Raw genomic sequence first — 16,770 nt, 5'->3', positions numbered from 1 at the left:
TGATTTAGAGTGAGCGCCGGGGGGGCGCAAGGCCAAAACGACCCGTGTCGAAAACTTTTTTGGAAAACCCGCGGGCGCGGCCTAGCCCGCCGTCGCCTCGGCCTGCGAGGCCAGGCCCGCCAGCTCGCGCGGCAGGTGCAGGATGAACTGCGTGCCCTCTTCGTCGCTGCGCAAAAGCTCCAGCCGGCCGCCGTGGTTGCGCACCAGGTCGGCGGCGATGGCAAGGCCAAGCCCGGTGCCGCCCTTGCGCGAGCCGCCCGAGAAGGGCTGGAACAGGAAATCGCGCGCCTTCTTCGGCAGGCCGGGGCCGGTGTCGCCGATGCGGATCCACCATTCCTGCTCGTCCTCGCCGGCGCCGATCTCGATGGTGCCGGGCCGGCGCGTGGCCTCGATCGCCTGGCGGGCATTGCGCACCAGGTTCGACAGCACCCGGAACAGCTGGTCGCGGTCGGCGCGAATCGTCAGGCTCGATGGCACGTCGGTCAGGAATTCGATCGGCTCGGCGCCCTCGGGATGGTCCGAGGCCAGCGCCTCGCCCTCGGTCACTTCGCCCACCAGCGCCGAAAGGTTGAAGCGCGACAGCGAGGGCGCCGGCTCCTCGGCCTTGCCGAAGGCCAGCGTCGTCTCGCACAGGTTCACCGCCCGGCTGATCGAGTTCACCAGCTTGGGCGCGGCGCGGCGCACGGCCGGGTCGGCGCTGGTTTCCAACCGGTCGGCGAATATCTGCGCCGTGGTCAGGATGTTGCGCAGGTCGTGGCTGATGCGCGCCACCGCCTGGCCCAGCTGCGCCAGCCGGTCCTTCTGCTTCAGCGCCGAGGTGACGGTGCGCTGCATGGCGGCAAGCGCGGTCTCGGCTTCGTTCAACTCGGTCAGGCGCGCGTCGGGGGTGATGATCGAGCGCGCGTCCTCGGGGGCGCTGGCATAGGCGGTCATGTGGCTGATGACGCGCCGGATCGGCACCAGCAGCAGCCGCTGCGCCGCCAGGTTCAGAAGCAGCGCGGTCAGGACCGAGAAGGCGGCCGAGATCAGCAGGAGCCGCAGCCCGTAGTCGATCATCTCGTTGCGCAGCCGCTGGGTGTCGGTGGTGATCTCGATCAGCTGCCCGGCCTGGTTCACCGGCGCGCCGATGACCCGGATCACCCGGTTCTGCGGATCGGCCAGCTGTGCCAGCCCGTCGCGGATCGAGGTCCAGAACGGCTGTTCGCGCAGGTCGTAGGTGGCCGCGATCGGCCCCGGAATCGGCGAGGACAGCACCAGCTGGCGCACGTCGTTGCGCCGCAGCACGACGTTGAAGACGCCGGCGTTCTCCAGCAGTTCCGATTCGAGGTCCGCGGCCAGCGATTCGTCGGTCGCCAGCAGCGCAAGGCTGGCGATCTGCGCGCGCTCCAGCCGCGATTCCAGGAAATCCAGCCGATAGTTCGCGATCGAGGGCAACAGGATCAGCAATTCGGCCAGAAGCACGAAAATGCCGGTGATCACCGCGAATCGGCCCGATAAGCTATTCAGGGACATGGTCGGTTCTGCTATTCCCCTCGTCGCGGCGCCGTTGCATCACATAGTGGCTGACATTGTGCAGTTCAAACCTGCGTGACATGGTCCCGGTTCCCCCGAACCTGCCGCAGCCGCGAAATCCTTTCAATGTGGTTGACTTGGGCTGCGGGGGCGACTATCCAGCGGGCCTCGAATGACCGGCGCGTCCTGCGTGGGCCGATGGCCCATACCCTGACCCGCCCCGACCCGGAGTTGAAAGATGTCGAAACGCACCTACCAGCCGTCGAACCTGGTTCGCGCCCGCCGCCACGGCTTTCGCGCGCGCATGGCGACCAAGGGCGGCCGCCGCGTGATCAACGCCCGCCGCGCCAAGGGCCGCAAGACCCTCAGCGCGTAAGCCCGCGCGCCGCAGGGCGTGGGCTTGCCGTGATGGACAGCACCCCCAAAGCCGCCGCCGCTGACCGGACCCGCGCAGATGCGATGCCGGACAGGGCGGCTTCTGCTGTTTCGGGGCCGCGGCTGGAAACCCTGCGCAAGCGGGCGGATTTCCTGCGCGCCGCCTCTGCCCGGCGGCAGGGCACGGCCGGCTTTCTGCTCCAGGCCCGCCGCCGCCCCGAGGGCGAGGCGGGGCAGGCGATCCGGGTCGGCTTCACCTGTTCGAAAAAGCTGGGCAATGCCGTGACGCGCAACCGTGCCAAGCGCCGGCTGCGGGCGCTGGCGCGCGAGGTCATGCCGGGCGCGGCGCGGCCGGGCTGGGACTACGTGCTGGTCGGTCGCCCCGGCGCCACGGTCGAGCGCGGCTTTGCCGAGCTGCGCGCCGATCTGGCGGCGGCGCTTTCTCGGGTGCATGGCGCGCGGGGGGATGGCACGTGACCCCGCTGGCGCATCTTCTGGCGCTGCCGGTGCGGGCCTATCGGCTGGTGGCCAGCCCCTGGGTCGGGCATGGCTGCCGCTTCCAGCCGACCTGCTCGGCCTATGCGCTCGAGGCGCTCGAGCGGCATGGCGCGGCCAAGGGTGGCTGGCTGGCGGCCCGACGGGTCTGCCGTTGCCATCCCTGGGGCGGGCATGGCTTCGACCCGGTGCCGGGCAGCGAGACGACGCCGCAGGACTGAGGCGGCGCTTTCATCAGGGCGCAAGGGCGCGACAAGGATCGACAGATGCGGGACGAGACCGGCGAAACCCAGGACCATGAGGCGGAGGAGATCCATCCGCTGTTTCGCGGCGCGCCCGGCTCGACCGAGTTCCGCAAGCTGCGCAAGCGCCTGGTGCGTGAGACCCGCGCCGCGATCGAGACCTATGACATGATCCGCCCCGGCGACCGCTGGCTGGTCTGCCTGTCGGGCGGCAAGGACAGCTATACGCTGCTGGCCGTGCTGCACGAGTTGAAATGGCGCGGCTTGCTGCCGGTCGAACTGCTGGCCTGCAACCTCGACCAGGGCCAGCCGGGCTTTCCGGCGACGGTGCTGCCGCAGTTCCTGACCGAGCGCGGCGTGCCGCATCGCATCGAATACCAGGACACCTATTCCATCGTGAAGGAAAAGGTGCCCGCGGGCCGGACCTATTGCAGCCTGTGTTCGCGGCTGCGGCGCGGCAATCTCTATCGCATCGCCCGCGAAGAGGGCTGCCAGGCCGTGGTGCTGGGCCATCACCGCGACGACATCCTGGAAACCTTCTTCATGAACCTGTTCCACGGCGGCAGGCTGGCCTCGATGCCGCCCAAGCTGCTGAACGAGGAAGGCGACCTGAACGTGTTGCGCCCGCTGGCCTTCGTGGCCGAGGCCGATTGCGACCGCTTCGCCCGAGCGATGAACTATCCGGTGATTCCCTGCGACCTTTGCGGCAGCCAGGAGGGCTTGCAGCGCATGCAGGTCAAGAAGCTGCTGGACGAATGGGAAACGCGCGCGCCCGGCCGGCGCCAGGTCATGTTCCGGGCGCTGATGAACGTGCGCCCCTCGCATCTGCCGGACCCCAAGCTATTCGATTTCACGTCGCTGATACCGGATATGTCGGATTTTAGCGAAAAAGACGTGCCGATCCTGCGCGAACATTAACGGAACGAAAAGCTTCGTCGGCCTAGGCTGCGATCCGTGCAACAAGATTCGGATCAGGCAATGGCTTACGGAATCGCTGGGGCTGCCTCGGGGCTGGCAAGGCTGGTCAGGGGGCAGGGTGCGGCGCAGTGCAGAACCCGGCTCGCGCTGGTGCTGCGGGTCGAGAATGTCGAGATGCTGCGCGCCAGCATCGGCCCCGCCCTGCTGGAGCAGATGCTGGACAGGCTCTTGCTGCGGCTGGTGGCGGAGCTGCGGCTTTTGCCGCAGGGCCGCAGCCAGGGCTGTGGCGAGATCCTGGGGCTATTCGCCATCGGCCGTCAGCAGGCGGTGCCGGGCCTGCTGGCGCGGCTGCAGGCCATCTGCGCGGAGGGGATCGTGTTGCCGGACCTGCGCATCTGTCCGGTGATGAACGCCGCCATCGTCAGCGACGAGACCGGCCGGCAGGAGGCTGCGGCGCTTTACGCCCATGGCCGCATGGCCCTGCAGGGGCTGAGCCCGTTTTCGGCCGCGGGCCAGATCCGCTTCGTCGAGACGGGGGCGCAGGCCGAGCCGGGCGGGCTGGCGGTCTCGGCGCTCGACCGGGTGGGGGTGCTGTTCCAGCCCCAGCTTTGCTGCGACACCGGGCAGGTCCGGGCGCTGCGGGCCTTGCCGCGGATGAGGATGGACGATGGCGAGGGCTGCGATCTGGCCGAGGTGGCGCCTCGGCTCGACGACGCGGTGCTGGGGCAGGTCGTGGCCGAGCTGCTGCGCCAGGCTTTCGCCGGCCTGCGCGGCTGGGATCGTCTGGGCAGGCCGGTGCCGCTGCTGTCCCTGCCGCTGTCCGACCGCATGCTGGGCGATGCCGCCATCGCCGACACGATCCTGTGGGAACTGGACCGCAACGACCTGGCCCCGCAGCGGCTGGAAATCGAGGTGAGCGAGCCGATCGGCCGCGGCGGCGGCCGCATGCCGGTGACCGCCAGCCTGCAGCGCCTGATCGCCGCGGGCTGTTCGCTGGCCCTGGGCGGGTTCGGCACCGGCAGCGCCGGCCTGGACGACCTGCGCCGCTTCGGCATCGGCCGGGTGCGGATCGGGCGCGAGTTCATCGCCGGCTGCGACCTGCGTGCCGACCAGCAACGCATGATCCTGGCCATCCTGGCCCTGGCGGAACACCTGGGCCTGGCGACCGTCGCCGACGGGGTGGCCACGCAGGAAGAGAACGCCTTCCTGGCCCAGATCGGCTTCAACGCGGTGCAGGGACCGGCGGTGGCGCTGCCGCTGGACGCATCGGCGGTGGACGATTTCCTGCTGGATCGCGACCATGCGCTGCCCGCGCCCTTCGAGCTGCGCCGCAAGGCATGAAGGCCGGGGGCGGTCGTGCTGCCGGGGGCAAGCTTCGCCCTGCCCGCGGCATGCGCCGAACGCCATCTGACCGCCCCGCCTCGTGCGGGACTGGCAAGCTTCGCCCGCGCGCGGCATGCGCCTCGCTGGCCGGGAGCCGAAGGGCGGCTTCACGCCGGCAAGCTTCGCCCCCCTGCTTGCGGCATGCGCCTGGGCGACAGGACGCGCCTTGGCGGCGGCCCGGCAAGCCAGGGGCCGGACGGACAGACCGGACGGGCCGAGTCGAATAGGGGGTCGGGACAGGCGGGGCGTTGCGTCGGGATGGAAACCGACCCGGTTTTCGGGCAAATTCCCTTGACCTTTGCCGGTCGCTTCTGTTGAAGCGGCCCGAACCCTCAGACTGGGTGACGACGAAGGGCTGGTCCGGCATGCAAGACAACAACCGCAACCTCATCCTGGCGATGGTGCTTTCCGCCCTCGTCATGCTCGTCTGGTCGATCTTCTTCGCCCCCGAGCCGGTGCCGCCCGCGCAGGATACGGTGCCGGCCAGCACCCAAGGCGCGGCCCAGCCCGAGACCGGAGCCCCCGCGACGCCCGGCGCGGTGCCGCAGGGCGCGGCGCCGGAACTGGAAGCCGCGGCAACGAGCAGCGACCCTTCCGCCAATGCCGGGCGGGTCAGGATCGAATCCCCCTCGCTCGCGGGCACGATCTCGCTGGCGGGCGGCCGCGTCGACGACCTGGAACTGACCGGCTATCACGAGACGCTGGATCCCCGCTCGCCCTTTGTCCGCCTGTTGTCGCCCACCGCGCAGACCACCGTGCGGGCCGAAGGCAGCCCGGTCGCGCCGGGCGGCAATGCCGAGGTCGCGGTGCAGAAACCCTATTACGCGGTCTATGGCTGGATGCCGGCCGCCGGCACCGATCCCGCCCTGGTCCCCGGCCCGGCCACGGTGTGGGAGGTCGAATCCGGCTCGACCCTGGCCCCCGGCCAGCCGGTCACGCTGCGCTGGGACAATGGCGCCGGCCAGATCTTCCGCCGCACCTATGAGCTGGACGACAAGTTCCTGTTCACCGTGACCCAGACGCTGGAAAATACTGCGGCCGCCCCCTTCTCGGCGGCGCCCTATGGCATCCTCGCGCGCCACGGCAAGCCCGACACCCAGAACTTCTTCGTCCTGCACGAGGGCGCGGTCGGGATGACCGACGGCAAGCTGCTGGAAGAAAAATACAAGGACATGGCCAAGCTCGACCCGCTGCCGGGCGAGGGGCCGGCGCAGCTGATCGAGGTGCAGGAAAACGGCTGGATCGGCTTTACCGACAAGTACTGGATGACCACGCTGGCGCCTGCGCCCGGCCAGTCCTTTACCGCGGTGGTGAAATACGCCCCCGGCGCCGACATCTACCAGACCGAGGCGCGGATGCCGGTGCAGACCGTCGCCCCCGGCGCGACCGCCACCAGCGCGAGCTATCTGTTCGCCGGCGCCAAGGTCTGGGAGGTCATCAACGGCTACCAGGAAGCCCCCGGCATCGACCGTTTCGTCGATTCGATCGACTGGGGCTGGTTCTATTTCCTGACCAAGCCGATCTTCCGCCTGCTGCACTGGCTGCACGGCATGATCGGCAACATGGGCTGGGCGATCATCGCGCTGACCTTCGTGCTGAAGCTGCTGGTCTTTCCGCTGGCGCGCAAGTCCTACATCTCGATGGCCAAGATGAAGGAACTCCAGCCCGAGATGGAGGCCGTCAAGCAGCGCACCGGCGACGACCGCATGAAGTTCCAGAAAGAGGTGATGGAGCTTTACAAGCGCGAAAAGGTGAACCCCGCCGCGGGCTGCCTGCCGGTGCTGCTGCAGATCCCGATCTTCTTTGCGCTCTACAAGGTGATCTTCGTCACCATCGAGCTGCGCCACGCGCCCTGGATCGGCTGGATCCGCGACCTTGCCGCGCCCGACCCGTCCAGCCTGTGGAACCTGTTCGGCCTGTTGCCCTGGGCGGCGCCGGGCCAGGGCAGCTTCCTGCACAGCTTCACCCTGCCGGTGCTGGCGATTTTGCTGGGCATCTCGATGTGGATGCAGCAGAAGCTGAACCCGGCCCCGACCGATCCGGCGCAGAAGATGATCTTCGCCTGGATGCCCTGGGTGTTCATGTTCATGCTGGGCGGCTTTGCCTCGGGGCTGGTGCTGTACTGGATCACCAACAACACCATCACCATCATCCAGCAATACACCATCATGTCGATGCACGGCCACCGGCCCGACTTCTTCGGCAATATCCGCTCCAGCCTGCCGTCGCGGGCCAAGGCTGGGGACAAGGGCGGGGACAAGGGCGGCAAATGACCGCCCGCGTCGCCCGGATACGCCGGCACCCGATCAAGGCGATCGGCGGCGAGGATCTGCCCCGCACCCGGCTGGATGCGGCGCGGCGCCTGCCGGGCGACCGGCTCTGGGCGCTGCTGACCGAAGGGGGCGAGCGTCACGCCGGCGCGGTGCCGCAGCGTTGGCTGCCGAAATCCTGCTTCCTGCGCGGCGCGGCCTCGGCCGGGCTGCAGGCCGTTTGCGGCGGCTGGGGCGAGGGGGCGGAAGGCGGCCGCATCCGCCTGACCCATCCCGACCTGCCCGACCTGGACTTCGACCCCGAGGCCGAGGGGCCGCGGCTGGTCGAATGGGTGCGCCCGCTCTGGCCCCAGGACAAGCCGGCGCCGACGCGGCTGGTGCGCGGCCCGACCGGCTGGACCGACGTGAGCCAGCCCTGGATCTCGATCCTGTCGCTGTCGAGCCTTGCCGATCTGGAAGGGCGGCTGGGCCAGCCCCTTGGCATCGAGCGCTGGCGCGGGAACCTGTGGCTCGAGGGCTGGGCGCCCTATGCCGAGCGCGAGCTGATCGGCCATGTGCTGACCCTGGGCGGGGTCGAGCTGCGCGTGACCGAGACCATCGGCCGCTGCCCGGCGACCAGCGCCGACCCGACGACCAGCCGCATCGACATCGACATGCCCGAGGCGCTGGAGGCCCAGTTCGGCCATCGCGATTTCGGCATCTATGCCGAGGTGGTGACCGGCGGCGACATTGCCCTGGGTGACGAGGTGCGCGCATGAAGGTTGCCTTTCCCATCGCCCCCGAGCCCGATGCAGAAACCGCCGAGGCGGCGCGCAAGTTGTTTGCCGGGCCGGTCGATTTCCTGAAGGGCGTCGTCGCCATGGACGGGCTGCCGCCCGCCGACCGGCCCGAGGTCTGCTTCGCTGGCCGCTCGAATGTCGGAAAGTCCAGCCTGATCAACGCTCTGACCGGCCGCAACGGCCTGGCCCGCGCCTCGAACACGCCGGGCCGCACGCAAGAGATCAACTATTTCACCCTGGGCGAGCAAGCCTATCTGGTGGACCTGCCGGGCTATGGCTTTGCCAAGGCCCCGGTCGCGGTGGTGGCGAAATGGCAGGCGCTGCTGAAGAACTACTTGGCCGGCCGGCCGACCCTGCGCCGCGCCTTTGCGCTGATCGATTCGCGCCATGGCGTGAAGGACGTGGACCATGAGATCATGAAGCTGCTCGACCGCTCGGCCGTGCCCTTCCAGGTGGTGCTGACCAAGGCCGACAAGATCGGTGCGCAGGCCATGGAGGCGACGGTCGCGCAGGTGCAGGAGGCGCTGCAAAAGCACCCCGCCGCCTATCCCGAACTTGTGATCACAAGCTCGGACAAGGGGCAGGGCATCGCCACCTTGCGCGCCATCATAGCCGCTCTGGACTGATCGGCGCCCGCGTCCTAGGGTCGGGTGCGACGAACAGGGGCCCCTGATGAGAAAGCAGAACATGAACCGTGACTGGATCGCCACCGCCCGCACTCTTTCGGAAGCGCTGCCCTATATGCAGCGGTATTCGGGCGCGGTGGTGGTGGTGAAGTTCGGCGGCAATGCCATGGGCGACGACGAGGCGATGGCAGAGTTCGCCCGCGACATCGTGCTGATGCGGCAGGTGGGCATCCATCCGGTCGTCTGCCACGGCGGCGGGCCGATGATCAACGACCTGCTGGGCCGGCTGGGCATCGAAAGCCGCTTCGTGCGCGGCAAGCGCGTCACCACCCGCGAAACCGTCGAGGTGGTCGAGATGGTGCTGTCGGGCCTGGTCAACAAGCGCATCGTGCAGGCGATCAACGATGCCGGCGGCCGCGCGGTGGGGATTTCCGGCAAGGACGACGACCTGATGGTCTGCGAGCCGGACGACCCGGAGTTGGGCTTCGTCGGCCGCCCGGTCGAGATGAACGTGCAGATCATCCGCGACCTCTACAACGCCGGGCTGATCCCGGTCATCGCCCCGGTGGCGACAGGGATGGAGGATAACGAGACCTTCAACGTCAACGGCGACACCGCCGCGGGCGCGATCGCCGGCGCGCTCAAGGCCGACCGGCTGCTGCTGCTGACCGATGTCTCGGGGGTCAAGGACGCCTCGGGCGAGGTGGTGACGGCCATGCATCCCGACCAGGTGCGGGCGATGATCGCCGAGGGCACCATCGCCGGCGGCATGATCCCCAAGACCGAAACGGCGCTGAAGGCGCTGGAGGAAGGGGTGCGGGCCGTGGTGATTCTGGACGGGCGGGTGCCCAATGCCTGCCTGCTGGAGCTGTTCACCGAACATGGCGCCGGCTCGCTGATCCGCTCGACCGAGCCGCGGGTCAAGCCGCGCGGCTTGCGCCAGGGCGACAGCGGCCTGTGAGCGGCGCGACGTTGCGCCCCAAAGAGAAGGCTTGCCCGCCCCGCGGAAGCTATGGCAGGCTCGGCGACGTCGCGTAATCTTAACCGCATGGCCGAAAAGGCAATTCGATGACTCCACTCGGGCACTGCCGTCTGATCCTGACCCGCCATGCGAAATCGTCCTGGGACGATCCGGCGCAGCCCGACCATGATCGGCCGCTGAATGCGCGCGGCCGCCGCTCGGCCCGCGAGCTGGGCGACTGGCTGGCCAGCCGCGGCTACGAGCCCGAGGAAGTGCTGTGCTCGACCGCCGAGCGCACGCGCGAGACCTGGGCCGGCATCGCCATGGCCCCGCTGGAGGTGCGGCCGCATATCCGATACGAGCCCGGCCTTTACCACGCCGCGCCCGAAAAGATGCTGGAGATCCTGCGCAGCGCCTCGGCGCCGACGGTGATGATGATCGGCCACAATCCCGGCATCGCAGAATTTGCCGGCATGCTGCCGGCGCGCGCGCCGCTGGACCCGGATTTCCGCCGCTATCCGACGGCGGCGACGCTGGTCGTCGATTTCCAGATCGACGACTGGTCGGAACTGGCCCCGGCGCAGGGCAGCGTGCTGGACTTCGTGCGCATGGACGGCCGCGGCTAGCGCGGCCCCCGCATCTGCGTCACCACGCGGGCGGCGAACAGCCGCTCGACATCCTCGCCCCGGCACAGCTCGGTGGCCGGCGTCTGCACTGCGGCCGAGGCGGCGGCCGCCGCCAGCCCCAGCGCCTCGCCGACCGGCCAGCCGCGGGCATGGCCCAGGGTGAAGCCGGCAAGGAAGCTGTCGCCGGCGCCGACCTTGCTGACCACCTGCACCCGCGCGGCCTCGGCATGCCAGATGCCCTGGTCGGTGGCGATGATATTGCCGTCGCGGCCGCGCGCCACGATCACCCCATGCGCCGCCCCCGAGGCGACGAGGCTGGCCGCGAAACCCGCGGTGTCGGCGCGATAGGGCAGGGGATGGCCGGCCAGGCCCGCGGCCTCTTCGTCGTCCATGCGCAGGATCTCGACCCGGCGGTCGGTGGCGGCGGCGACCTCGGCCAGCGCCGGCCCCGAGGTGTCCACGACCAGCCGCGCGCCGGTCCCGCGCAGCCGCTCGGCCAGAAGCGCGGCAAAGCCCGCCGGCACGCCCGGCGGGTTCGAGCCGGACAGCACCACCAGCGCGCCGGGCTTGGCGGCGTCGGCGGCGGCCTCCAGCGCGGCCTCGACATCGGCCGCGGACCATTCCGGGCCGGGCATGACAAAGCGGTATTGCTGGCGGATGGTGCGGTCGTCCACGGTCAGGGACTGCCGCGTCTCGCCCGGTGCGGGCAGGGTCATCAGCGGGACGCCGGTTTCCGCCAGCAGTTCGGCGATGCGCTGCCCGGTGGCGCCGCCAAGCGCGACCAGCGCCGTGCTGTCGCCGCCCATGGCGCGGATCGCGCGGCTGACGTTGATGCCGCCGCCGCCCGGATCAAAGCGCGGCGCTTCGCAGCGCAGCTTGATGTCGGGCACCACCTGCCGCACGCCCGTGGTCACGTCCAGCGCCGGGTTCAGCGTGATGGTCAGGATCGGCGCCTGCTCCATCATTCCCACCAGCGGTCGATCGCGGCGATGTCGTCGTCGGACCAGCCGAAGTGATGGGCGAATTCATGCACCACGACATGGGCGACCAGCTGGCCCAGCGTCACGTCCCCGCGACTGGCCCATTCGTCCAGGATGGCGCGGCGGAACAGCCAGACCGTGTCGGGAAAATGCTGCGGGTCGCTGGGCGATTTCTCGGTCATCGGCACGCCGTCGTAAAGCCCGGTCAACTCCAGCGGGTCGTCGATCTCCAGCTCGTCCAGGAATTCCTCGCTGGCGAAATCCTCGATGCGCAGCACCACCTGGGCGGCGGGACCGGCGAATGCCGGCGGCAGGCCGGCGATGGCCTCGCGCGCCAGTTCCTCGATCATGGCCGCGTCGGGGGCCTCGGCATTCTTCCAGTCCAGCATCGGCTTACCTCTGTCTTTGGTCCCGATATGGACAAAAACCGCCGTTTGTGAAAGAGCGAAGCCGACAGGAGACCTCCCATGACCACCACCCGTTTCGCCCCTTCGCCCACCGGCCACATCCATGTCGGCAACCTGCGCACGGCGCTGATGAACTATCTGATCGCGCGCAAGGCGGGCGGCACCTTCATCCTGCGCCTGGACGATACCGACCGCGAGCGCAGCAAGCAGGAATATGCCGACGGCATCCAGCGCGACCTGGAATGGCTGGGCCTGACCTGGGATCGGATCGAGCGGCAGTCGGACCGCCTGGACCGCTATGCCGAGGCGGCCGAGGGGCTGCGCGCCGCCGGCCGGCTCTACGAGGTGTTCGAGACCCCGACCGAGCTGGACCTGAAGCGCAAGAAGCAGCTCAACATGGGCAAGCCCCCGGTCTATGACCGCGCCGGGCTGAAGCTTTCGCCCGAGGACAAGGACCGCCTGCGTGCCGAGGGCCGCGCCGGCTATTGGCGCTTCCTGCTGGACCAGGAGCGGATCGAATGGGCCGACGGCATCCTGGGCGAGATCTCGATCGACGCGGCCAGCGTTTCGGACCCGGTGCTGATCCGCGCCGACGGGCAGGTGCTTTACACCTTCGCCAGCTCGGTCGACGACGCCGACATGGGCGTGACCCATATCGTGCGCGGTGCCGACCACGTGACCAATACCGCGACGCAGATCCAGATCATCCGTGCGCTGGGGTCCGAGCCGCCGGCCTTTGCCCACCACAGCCTGCTGACCGGCGCGCAGGGCGAGGAACTGTCCAAGCGCCTGGGCACGCTGTCGATCCGCGACCTGCGCGAAAGCGGCGTGGCGCCCGAGGCGCTGTTGTCGCTGATGGCGCGGCTGGGGTCGTCGCAGCCGGTCGAGCTGCGGATGTCGCTGGACGAACTGGCCGAAGGGTTCGACTTGTCGCAATTCGGCGCCTCGCCCACCAAGTTCGACGCCGAGGATCTGTGGCCGCTGACGCGCGAGGCGAACCAGTCGCGCCCCCTTGCCGAGGTCAGGGACCGCATCGCCGCGCTTGGCGTGCCCGACGAGCTGGCCGAGCGGTTCTGGTGCGTCGCCTCGCAGAACATCACCCGGCTGGACGACCTGGCCGGCTGGTGGCAGATCTTCTCGCAGGGGGCCGAGCCGCAGATCGACCCCGAGGACGCCGATTTCATCGCCGAGGCGATGAAGCTGCTGCCGCCGCCGCCCTATACCGACGCGACCTGGGGCGAGTTCACCAATGCGGTCAAGCAGGCGACCGGCCGCAAGGGCAAGGGCCTGTTCATGCCGCTGCGCAAGGCCCTGACCGGCCAGGCACATGGGCCGGACATGTCCGAGGTCATGCCGCTGTTGCAGGTTGTGCGCGCGCGCGGCTGAGCCCGCGGCGGACCCCATGCGAAAAGGCCGCCTGCAGGGGCGGCCTTTGCCGTTTCAAGGCTGATTGAAGGCCGACCGGACCCTGCTGCGAGAGGGGGCCGGTTTCGACCTTTTTGTCTGATATATCCAGATGCGGGAATCGCCAGGGGCGAGTCGGGCCGAACCATGCCCAATAATGACGCAACCAGGACAGAGGGAATCCCGCAATCCCTTGCCGGCGCACAACCGGGCGGGAACAAGGATGCGCACCCGCCCGGTCAGTTTTGAACACATGACCAAAGAACCGTTTACCAAGGTTAACAAACAACCGCTTACGCAACGATGCCTGTATGCACCGCCGGGGCGGGGAAGGGAATATATCCATAAGTTAGGTTGCGTTTGCTGACCTAATAATGGCAGTCCGTTGATATTCCGGCGGCTGCAACTTGCGGCTGCAAGACGGGCCTGCTGGCGGAAGATCGCTCATCCCGGTTGCCCTTGCGTCAACCGGTCCGGGCGCATGGGCCAGGGTGGATGAGGCGATAATGCACAATTCAACCAAGGGGTGTGGCGGCGCTTTTCGCTCTCGCGTGGGGGGGGGGTGGGGGCTGGGCGGTTTCTGGCAGGATCCCTGGCGGCGCGCGGCTTGCGACGGCGCGCGAAACCCGGCGGGAGGGCGGCGATTCCCGCCTTCCTCCTTGCTATGCGGGCCGAAATCCCATAGCTAGCGCGCTGAAACAGGCGGAGGCGCGGGACGGCAGGTTCCGGCGCCGGCGAGGCTGTAATGCCTCGGACCCGCACGATGGTTCGTGGATGAAGGAAGACAAATGCAGGTCAAGGAAACCCAGAACGAAGGGCTGAAGCGGGGCTATGAATTCACCCTGCCTGCGGCCGATCTGGCGGCGCAGGTGGATGCGAAGCTGAAAGAGGCCCAGCCCGAGGTCGAGATGAAGGGCTTCCGCAAGGGCAAGGTGCCGATGGCGCTGCTGAAGAAGCAGTTCGGCCAGCGCATCATGGGCGATGCCATGCAGGAGGCCATCGACAAGGCGCTGCGCGACCACCTGGAGAAATCGGGCGACCGTCCCGCCCTTCAGCCCAAGATCGAAATGGTCAACGGCGAGACCTGGAAAGAGGGCGACGATGTCGTCGTCACCGTCGCCTATGAGGCGCTGCCCGCCATCCCGGAAACCGACCTGTCCGGCGTCGAGCTGGAGCGGCTGGTGGTCGAGGCCAGCGAGGAGCAGGTGACCGAGGCGCTGGAGAACCTGGCCAAGAACGCCCAGAGCTTCGAGGACCGCAAGAAGGGCACCAAGGCCAAGGACGGCGACCAGGTCGTGATCGACTTCAAGGGCATGGTCGACGGCGAAGCCTTCGAGGGCGGCTCGGCCGAGGATTATCCGCTGGTGCTGGGCTCGGGCAGCTTCATCCCCGGCTTCGAAGAACAGCTGGTCGGCGCCAAGGCCGGCGACGAGATCAAGGTCGAGGTGAAATTCCCCGAGGATTACGGCCATCCGGCCCTGGCCGGCAAGGACGCCATCTTCGAGACCACCGTCAAGGCGGTGAAGGCCCCGAAAGCGGCCGAGATCGACGACGAACTGGCCAAGAAATTCGGCGCCGAAAGCCTGGACGCGCTGAAGGGCCAGATCCGCGAGCGGCTGGAGGCGGAATACAAGGGCGCCTCGCGCCAGGTTCTCAAGCGCGCGCTGCTGGACAAGCTGGACGAGCTGGTCAAGTTCGACCTGCCCGATTCGCTGGTCGAGGCCGAGGCGCATCAGATCGCGCATCAGCTCTGGCACGAGGAACACCCCGAGGAGCATGGCCATAACCATGGCGAGATCGAGCCGACGGACGAGCACAAGACGCTTGCCGAGCGCCGCGTCCGCCTGGGCCTGCTCTTGGCCGAGATCGGCCAGAAGGCCGAGATCACCGTCTCGGACCAGGAGATGACCCAGGCCGTGCTGCGCCAGGCGCGTCAGTATCCCGGCCAGGAGCGCGCCTTCTTCGAGTTCATCCAGCAGAACCCGCAGGCGCAGCAGCAGCTGCGCGCGCCGCTCTTCGAGGACAAGGTCGTCGACCATATCGTCGAGGGCGCCAAGGTTTCGGAGAAATCCGTGACCAAGGAAGAGCTGGAAAAGGCCATCGAGGCGCTGGATCAGCTCTGATCCGCTGCCTTGCCGCGAAAAGAAGGGCCGTCCCGCGGGGGCGGCCTTTTTCATTGCCGCGCCCCGCTGGCCAGGGCGGGGCGCGGGGCGCGGTGGCGCAGATGGGTATTTATGCAACGAAGAAGCCGGACAGCCGAGCCGCAGCGCGCTGCTGGCGGCACCGGCTGGTCAAGGGCCGTTCCGCGTCAGAGCCGGTGAAGGCGCGGGTCGTGATCGGCCGGGCCGCCGGGGTCCGGGCCCTCCATCGGGTCGTGCAGCAGCGGGTCGTCGCGCAGGTCCGGCATATGCGCCTCGCGGCGGGGCTTGCGGGGTTGCGGCGCGGGCTTGCGGTCGATGATGTCGCGGATGATCGCCGCGGCATCGCCGAATTCCTGCACGATGGTGCTGGCCTGGCCGGCGACCGAGCGGAAGCCGGTCACGGCGGCGGTCAGCGCCTGCATCACGTTCTCGACGCCGCTGGTCAGGTTGGCGGTATTGGCCTCGACCTCTTGCAGCAGGCTTTGCCGCGGCGGGCGGCGCCGGCCCTGCGGGACAGGCCGGGCGGGTTGCGTCTTGGGCCTGGGCTCGTGCGGGGCCTTGGGGGCCTGACGCGGGGTGCCTGTGCCGCGTGGACGGGCGGGGCCGTCGTCGTCCGAGACCAGGTCGATCAGGTGCCGCGCCGCGATCACCGTGCCGGCGGTCAAGGCCGCGGCCACCAGCCCGGTGCCGCCCCAGACCAGCCATTTTGCCCCGCGCGAGGGACGCGGCCATGGATGGCTGCCGTCGGGCGAGACATCGCCATGCGGCGGGATGCGGCGCGATTCCACCGGGCCCGGTGGCCGGCGATGCCCCTCGGGCACCGGGCGGGGACCGAAGCGGGTCTGGCTGGTCTCGTCGGCCGGGGTATGGGTGATGGGCGGCTGGTCGTCCTGGTGATGCATGCCGGCAAATCCTCTGGCGAAGGGCGCTTTGCGTTTCAACCCCGCAGCCCGGCGAATGTTCCGCCGAACCCGTGGTTGAGGCAAGGGGACGTTGCCATGCGGGCATGAAAAAACGCGCCGGTTACGGCGCGTTTTTCCCTGTTCCGGCAAAGGCGCGATCAGTTCGCGGCTTCGTCCTCGTCGCGGCCGGCCGAGCCGATGTCGTCGAAAAGCTCGGCGATCTCGAATTCCGCGGCGGCTTCCTCTTCGGCGGCCAGTTCCTGGATCGACTTGCCCGAGGCTTGCAGCTCGGCCTCTTCGGGCGAGCGGGCGACGTTCAGCTTGATGATGACGTCGACTTCCGGGTGCAGATGCACGCGGACCTCGTGCAGGCCCAGATCCTTGATCGGGGCGGTCAGGACGACCTGGCGGCGCTCGATCGCGAAACCTTCGGCATTGGCGACATCGGCGGCGTCGCGCGGCGTGACCGAGCCATAGAGCGCACCCGCGTCCGAGGCGGAGCGGATGATGACGAAGGTCTGGCCGTCGAGCTTCTGGGCGGTCTTTTCGGCTTCGGCGCGGGTTTCGTCGTTGCGCGAGGCGAGTTCGGCCTTGCGGGCTTCAAACGCCTGGATATTGGCGTCCGAGGCGCGCAGCGCCTTGCCCTGCGGCAAGAGGTAGTTGCGCGCGAAACCGTCCTTGACCTTCACGACTTCGCCCATCTGGCCCAGCTTGGCCACGCGTTCCAGCAGGATGACTTGCATGATCGT

The 16,770-nt window shown here is 68.8% G+C and carries 17 protein-coding genes; 12 read left to right on the top strand and 5 right to left on the bottom strand.

Going from position 1 to position 16,770, the window contains the following annotated elements:
* Positions 1-81: 81 nt before the first annotated feature.
* Complete coding sequence (locus tag IT40_RS06025) at positions 82-1,512, bottom strand: ATP-binding protein (RefSeq protein WP_036751786.1); 1,431 nt, start codon at positions 1,510-1,512, stop codon at positions 82-84.
* 238 nt (positions 1,513-1,750) lie between these two features.
* Here IT40_RS06025 and rpmH point away from each other — a divergent pair, with 238 nt between their 5' ends.
* The 10 genes from rpmH (at position 1,751) to IT40_RS05975 (ending at position 10,187) form a co-directional block, all read left to right on the top strand.
* On the top strand, positions 1,751-1,888 hold the full coding sequence (gene rpmH, locus IT40_RS06020) for a 50S ribosomal protein L34 (protein WP_011747211.1): 138 nt from the start codon (positions 1,751-1,753) through the stop codon (positions 1,886-1,888).
* Positions 1,889-1,920: 32 nt separating this feature from the next.
* Positions 1,921-2,364 (top strand): ribonuclease P protein component, encoded by a 444-nt coding sequence (rnpA, locus tag IT40_RS06015; protein WP_036751784.1) that lies wholly within the window; start codon positions 1,921-1,923, stop codon positions 2,362-2,364.
* Positions 2,361-2,603: a membrane protein insertion efficiency factor YidD gene (gene yidD, locus IT40_RS06010; protein ID WP_036751782.1), complete on the top strand. Its 243-nt coding sequence runs from the start codon at positions 2,361-2,363 to the stop codon at positions 2,601-2,603. The genes rnpA and yidD overlap by 4 nt, the downstream gene beginning before the upstream one ends.
* A gap of 45 nt (positions 2,604-2,648) precedes the next feature.
* Positions 2,649-3,542, top strand: coding sequence for a tRNA 2-thiocytidine(32) synthetase TtcA (gene ttcA, locus IT40_RS06005; protein ID WP_036751781.1), 894 nt, complete (start codon positions 2,649-2,651; stop codon positions 3,540-3,542).
* Positions 3,543-3,602: 60 nt separating this feature from the next.
* Positions 3,603-4,883, top strand: coding sequence for an EAL domain-containing protein (locus IT40_RS06000; protein ID WP_036751780.1), 1,281 nt, complete (start codon positions 3,603-3,605; stop codon positions 4,881-4,883).
* A 407-nt stretch (positions 4,884-5,290) separates the two neighbouring features.
* Positions 5,291-7,198 (top strand): membrane protein insertase YidC, encoded by a 1,908-nt coding sequence (gene yidC, locus IT40_RS05995; protein ID WP_036751850.1) that lies wholly within the window; start codon positions 5,291-5,293, stop codon positions 7,196-7,198.
* On the top strand, positions 7,195-7,953 hold the full coding sequence (locus IT40_RS05990) for an MOSC domain-containing protein (protein WP_036751779.1): 759 nt from the start codon (positions 7,195-7,197) through the stop codon (positions 7,951-7,953). Before yidC ends, IT40_RS05990 begins: the two co-directional genes overlap by 4 nt.
* A complete protein-coding gene (gene yihA / locus IT40_RS05985) occupies positions 7,950-8,600 on the top strand; it encodes a ribosome biogenesis GTP-binding protein YihA/YsxC (protein WP_036751778.1) in 651 nt (216 codons plus the stop codon). The genes IT40_RS05990 and yihA overlap by 4 nt, the downstream gene beginning before the upstream one ends.
* A gap of 61 nt (positions 8,601-8,661) precedes the next feature.
* A complete protein-coding gene (argB, locus tag IT40_RS05980; RefSeq protein ID WP_036751776.1) occupies positions 8,662-9,561 on the top strand; it encodes an acetylglutamate kinase in 900 nt (299 codons plus the stop codon).
* Positions 9,562-9,668: 107 nt separating this feature from the next.
* Positions 9,669-10,187 carry a SixA phosphatase family protein gene (locus IT40_RS05975; protein ID WP_036751774.1) on the top strand — a complete coding sequence of 173 codons (519 nt, stop codon included), beginning with the start codon at positions 9,669-9,671 and terminating at the stop codon, positions 10,185-10,187.
* Here IT40_RS05975 and IT40_RS05970 read toward each other — a convergent pair.
* Both IT40_RS05970 and IT40_RS05965 read right to left on the bottom strand, forming a co-directional pair.
* Positions 10,184-11,149 (bottom strand): 1-phosphofructokinase family hexose kinase, encoded by a 966-nt coding sequence (locus IT40_RS05970; RefSeq protein ID WP_036751848.1) that lies wholly within the window; start codon positions 11,147-11,149, stop codon positions 10,184-10,186. The two genes, IT40_RS05975 and IT40_RS05970, sit on opposite strands and share 4 nt — an antisense overlap.
* On the bottom strand, positions 11,149-11,556 hold the full coding sequence (locus tag IT40_RS05965) for a metallopeptidase family protein (RefSeq protein WP_036751772.1): 408 nt from the start codon (positions 11,554-11,556) through the stop codon (positions 11,149-11,151). Before IT40_RS05965 ends, IT40_RS05970 begins: the two co-directional genes overlap by 1 nt.
* Before the next feature lie 78 nt (positions 11,557-11,634).
* On the opposite strand from IT40_RS05965, the gene gltX reads away from it, so the two are divergent.
* On the top strand, positions 11,635-12,960 hold the full coding sequence (gene gltX, locus IT40_RS05960; protein ID WP_036751770.1) for a glutamate--tRNA ligase: 1,326 nt from the start codon (positions 11,635-11,637) through the stop codon (positions 12,958-12,960).
* Positions 12,961-13,766: 806 nt separating this feature from the next.
* Positions 13,767-15,101, top strand: a complete 1,335-nt coding sequence (gene tig, locus IT40_RS05955; protein ID WP_036751768.1) for a trigger factor — start codon at positions 13,767-13,769, stop codon at positions 15,099-15,101.
* A 185-nt stretch (positions 15,102-15,286) separates the two neighbouring features.
* Here tig and IT40_RS05950 read toward each other — a convergent pair whose 3' ends face one another.
* Both IT40_RS05950 and rplI read right to left on the bottom strand, forming a co-directional pair.
* A complete protein-coding gene (locus IT40_RS05950) occupies positions 15,287-16,021 on the bottom strand; it encodes a hypothetical protein (RefSeq protein ID WP_036751765.1) in 735 nt (244 codons plus the stop codon).
* Positions 16,022-16,179: 158 nt separating this feature from the next.
* Positions 16,180-16,764 carry a 50S ribosomal protein L9 gene (gene rplI / locus IT40_RS05945; protein WP_036751763.1) on the bottom strand — a complete coding sequence of 195 codons (585 nt, stop codon included), beginning with the start codon at positions 16,762-16,764 and terminating at the stop codon, positions 16,180-16,182.
* Between the last annotated feature and the right edge of the window lie 6 nt (positions 16,765-16,770).

Origin of the sequence: Paracoccus versutus, assembly GCF_000763885.1 — a bacterium.
In the GTDB taxonomy this organism is placed as follows: domain Bacteria; phylum Pseudomonadota; class Alphaproteobacteria; order Rhodobacterales; family Rhodobacteraceae; genus Paracoccus; species Paracoccus versutus.
Note: the sequence above shows the minus strand (reverse complement) of the source record. Positions and strands in the feature narration are given on the sequence as shown.

Bases quoted from the DNA above. Each gene is read 5' to 3' on its own strand.
- IT40_RS05950 (WP_036751765.1), bottom strand. From the start codon at position 16,021: ATGCATCACCAGGACGACCAGCCGCCCATCACCCATACCCCGGCCGAC.
- IT40_RS06025 (WP_036751786.1), bottom strand. From the start codon at position 1,512: ATGTCCCTGAATAGCTTATCGGGCCGATTCGCGGTGATCACCGGCATT.
- yihA (WP_036751778.1), top strand. From the start codon at position 7,950: ATGAAGGTTGCCTTTCCCATCGCCCCCGAGCCCGATGCAGAAACCGCC.
- IT40_RS05975 (WP_036751774.1), top strand. From the start codon at position 9,669: ATGACTCCACTCGGGCACTGCCGTCTGATCCTGACCCGCCATGCGAAA.
- rnpA (WP_036751784.1), top strand. From the start codon at position 1,921: ATGGACAGCACCCCCAAAGCCGCCGCCGCTGACCGGACCCGCGCAGAT.
- argB (WP_036751776.1), top strand. From the start codon at position 8,662: ATGAACCGTGACTGGATCGCCACCGCCCGCACTCTTTCGGAAGCGCTG.
- IT40_RS05965 (WP_036751772.1), bottom strand. From the start codon at position 11,556: ATGCTGGACTGGAAGAATGCCGAGGCCCCCGACGCGGCCATGATCGAG.
- IT40_RS06000 (WP_036751780.1), top strand. From the start codon at position 3,603: ATGGCTTACGGAATCGCTGGGGCTGCCTCGGGGCTGGCAAGGCTGGTC.
- yidC (WP_036751850.1), top strand. From the start codon at position 5,291: ATGCAAGACAACAACCGCAACCTCATCCTGGCGATGGTGCTTTCCGCC.
- tig (WP_036751768.1), top strand. From the start codon at position 13,767: ATGCAGGTCAAGGAAACCCAGAACGAAGGGCTGAAGCGGGGCTATGAA.
- IT40_RS05990 (WP_036751779.1), top strand. From the start codon at position 7,195: ATGACCGCCCGCGTCGCCCGGATACGCCGGCACCCGATCAAGGCGATC.
- ttcA (WP_036751781.1), top strand. From the start codon at position 2,649: ATGCGGGACGAGACCGGCGAAACCCAGGACCATGAGGCGGAGGAGATC.
- gltX (WP_036751770.1), top strand. From the start codon at position 11,635: ATGACCACCACCCGTTTCGCCCCTTCGCCCACCGGCCACATCCATGTC.
- rpmH (WP_011747211.1), top strand. From the start codon at position 1,751: ATGTCGAAACGCACCTACCAGCCGTCGAACCTGGTTCGCGCCCGCCGC.
- rplI (WP_036751763.1), bottom strand. From the start codon at position 16,764: ATGCAAGTCATCCTGCTGGAACGCGTGGCCAAGCTGGGCCAGATGGGC.
- IT40_RS05970 (WP_036751848.1), bottom strand. From the start codon at position 11,149: ATGGAGCAGGCGCCGATCCTGACCATCACGCTGAACCCGGCGCTGGAC.